A 2,943-nucleotide genomic window follows, 5' to 3' on the forward strand; every position below is an offset into this window, starting at 1 on the left:
GCGGCTGGCACGCGCCTTGAGGTCGCGTAGCGTGAAAGGGGAGGTGTTGTAGAAGGCTTGACCAGCGGCCTGTCGCAGAGCAGCGTCCTGGTGTACGATCCCAGCTTTGTCGAGCAAAGCTTTCAAATCGAGCACGGCCCGCTTGGTGGGCTCCAATACCGCATCCAATCGGCGGATCACGGTCATCGGGAGAATGACGTCACGGTACTTGCCACGCACGTAGAGGTCGCGCAGCACGTCGTCGGCGATGCCCCAAATGAAATTGGTGATCCAGGTCAGTTGAGATACTTCCATTGTTTTCCTTCTCCTCATGTACCTCGCAGTTAAAAATACCATCATCGCATGCTTCTTGCGGCTTTGTGCTCCAGCCATTTCAAGCTCATGCTGACGGATTTGCCAATAAGCTGGCCGTTCCAGATTATTGTCCGGCTTATTTCAGCCGCTTGGCCAATTGTGCAATAATAGCGCAATGCCATTTCGCTATTTGCTTCGCTACTCATGCGCCTCCCTTTGACGGTGAGGCCGATAGATGTTACCGAATTTTGCGAAGCTGGTCCAAAGCAATGTAGAACTGTGCCTTGATTTCACTTGCCAAGGCCTTTACCATGACAAGAAATCGTGCAAACTCTGTATCCGTCCGACGTTCAAATCCTACCGCTATGCTGGAGATAACGGAGATCGCTGCCCGGCGGGCCCACCATTAGAATTAGGCGGTGATAAAGTTTGCGAGCTTCGCCGATCTTTCGCAGTACTTGATCTACCAAGGGTTCCGCCATTACCTAGCTCCTCCGTCTTTCTTGCGTTTAGCAGTGTATCTCTTACATGCAGAGGCAAATGATTTCCTTGCGGAAGCGCCTCCAGTGTCGCGAGTTAGAATTAGTATTATTATACTTTAATTTATAGTTAGTGACAGTTGATGTCAAGAGACTTATCGCTCTACTATTTCACGTATAAAAAGAATTTTGAAAGAGTCAAGTCCGAGAACCGTAGTAAATTCGGACCCGGTTAAATACTCACCGCTACGGCCTCGGTTGAGCCATGTTGACTGTTTGTTTCACTGAAGCCTTTCTTTCCGTTCCTCTCCCGTATTTGCTTCCAGCGCATCCTTGATGAGGTTCTTGACCGCCAGCTGCCAGCTGTTTCAAACGATCTTTTTGCAGCAGTTTAGGGGCTTGATCTTGTCTCTTCGGGATCGAATATCCCTTGTTGGTGTTGTCGTTGGAAGTTTTTATTCATTTCTTTTTTCTCCTTCGGGATGCTTCTCCAGTAACTCGCGGTCTGTTTTTGTAAGTCGGTATTTCTGTTTGCTACTTCGAAGTTTATCCAAAATTGTCATTTCGATCAGCCTGGCCTCCAGGTGTGGGCGCAAGATGCTCTTACGGAACCGGGTCCTGTTTGTCTGTCCCGCGGCCTTCATCAACATCCCTGTCGATATGGGATTACTTGCGATTTCAAGCAGGGAAATACAGATGCCGCTTGGGACAAACTTGGGACCTCGTTCCCTGGTGACTGGCGTCTTATCAGGCAAGAATGCCCGGAAAACCTGCTCCCCCTACCCCCGAAGCACCTCCGGGTACTCCATGCCGATTTCCTGGGCGAGCTGGCGGAGGGAAAACCACTCGGAGTTTCTGAGGCGCTCAAGGTAGTCGTTGGCGGTGGTCCGCATCTCGGGAATAACTGCGATGTCTGACTGGCACTTTAAACGATAGAGCAAATCCTCCATCACGCTGCGTTCCGTCTGAAACCGCTCTTTTCCTGATTCATCGCATCCTATGAATTGACTGCTGATCGTATGTTCATCAAGAGCAAAACCCAACTCCCAAAGCCCTTTCAATTTAATAAGGTGTATCTTTGCCAAACCTGCCACTCCTTTTGTTTTTTCCGGTCATTTTTGATACTGCCTGTGCTTTCCCAAAAACATAACAAAAGCCATATAGGAAAGGAGCACAGCCAGCAAAACGAAGAGGATTACGTAAGCCAGCGCTTTGTCGTAGAGCCGCCCTATAATAAAACTTCCGCAAAAAAGAGAAATACCGTATGCAGCGTTGAATATGCCGTAAGCGGTTCCCCTGCGGGCAGGCGGAACGATATCGGCTATAGCCGCTCGCATTATAGTCTCGTGAACAGCCATTACCAAACCCCATAATCCGACGCCAAGGCCCAAGGATATTGGATCTCTGGCAAAGGCAAAAAGCGGTATGGGTAGGGTAAAAACGGGAACGAAAAGAAGGCACCTCAAGCCAATGCTGTCATACAACCTTCCGACTATCAAGGCAAACAGGGCATCTATTCCCATGGCAATGGCATAATATATCGGTATGCTCACGTCAGAGACGAATGCTCCCGATTTCATGTGATAGGCCATTATCTGAAATGGTATGAGTCCCACTCCAGCAAGACAGACGAACAACATATATCGCCAAAATACCCTTGGCAATTTGGCTTCCTTTTCCTCTTCCCCCTTTGCCTCTTCTTCCACCTCGAAACTCTGGGGAGCCGGAGTCGTCTTTTTCACGAGAGTCAATACAAGCAAAATCAACACTGCAGGTACAAAGAGAAGTGAAAATCCCCCTCTAAAACCCAAGCCGAGGTATAAAGCAAGGGACATTATAAGCGGACCGATTATAGCGCCTATTTGGTCCATCGCCTCATGAATCCCAAAACCCCAACCTCTCCCCACCTGTTTGGTAGCATATGAAAGCAAAGCATCCCTTGCAGGGCTTCTGATGGCCTTTCCGAGCCGTTCTCCCAAAATAAATAGGGCAGCTATCTTCCACGAGGGCGCCACTGCGAGCAGGGGAACACACAAGATGAGACCATACCCCAAAAAGACCAGCGGCCAATATGCCTTGGACCGATCGGCCAAGCGACCGGAAAAAATGCGCACGGCATAACCTAGAAGCTCTCCAAATCCTGCGACAAATCCGACTATTCCGGCACTCG

General features: G+C 49.4%; 7 protein-coding genes. All 7 read right to left on the bottom strand.

Annotated features, from left to right (window positions below; all coding sequences use genetic code 11):
* The coding region (locus Q7P41_RS04590; protein ID WP_303882502.1) for a type I restriction-modification system subunit M N-terminal domain-containing protein at nucleotides 1-294 on the bottom strand (294 nt) is incomplete at its 3' end.
* Between the two features lie 41 nt (nucleotides 295-335).
* Nucleotides 336-500 (bottom strand): hypothetical protein, encoded by a 165-nt coding sequence (locus tag Q7P41_RS04595; RefSeq protein ID WP_303882504.1) that lies wholly within the window; start codon nucleotides 498-500, stop codon nucleotides 336-338.
* Nucleotides 501-532: 32 nt separating this feature from the next.
* The gene (locus tag Q7P41_RS04600; RefSeq protein WP_369693136.1) at nucleotides 533-679 is read right to left on the bottom strand and encodes a four helix bundle protein; all 147 of its coding nucleotides are present in this window, start codon (nucleotides 677-679) and stop codon (nucleotides 533-535) included.
* On the bottom strand, nucleotides 645-776 hold the full coding sequence (locus tag Q7P41_RS04605) for a hypothetical protein (protein WP_303882507.1): 132 nt from the start codon (nucleotides 774-776) through the stop codon (nucleotides 645-647). The genes Q7P41_RS04600 and Q7P41_RS04605 overlap by 35 nt, the downstream gene beginning before the upstream one ends.
* A gap of 452 nt (nucleotides 777-1,228) precedes the next feature.
* The gene (locus Q7P41_RS04610) at nucleotides 1,229-1,528 is read right to left on the bottom strand and encodes a Fic family protein (RefSeq protein WP_303882508.1); all 300 of its coding nucleotides are present in this window, start codon (nucleotides 1,526-1,528) and stop codon (nucleotides 1,229-1,231) included.
* Between the two features lie 24 nt (nucleotides 1,529-1,552).
* A complete protein-coding gene (locus Q7P41_RS04615) occupies nucleotides 1,553-1,858 on the bottom strand; it encodes a hypothetical protein (protein WP_303882511.1) in 306 nt (101 codons plus the stop codon).
* Nucleotides 1,859-1,885: 27 nt separating this feature from the next.
* The coding region (locus Q7P41_RS04620; RefSeq protein WP_303882512.1) for an MFS transporter at nucleotides 1,886-2,943 on the bottom strand (1,058 nt) is incomplete at its 5' end.

This window comes from Acetomicrobium mobile (assembly GCF_937920065.1).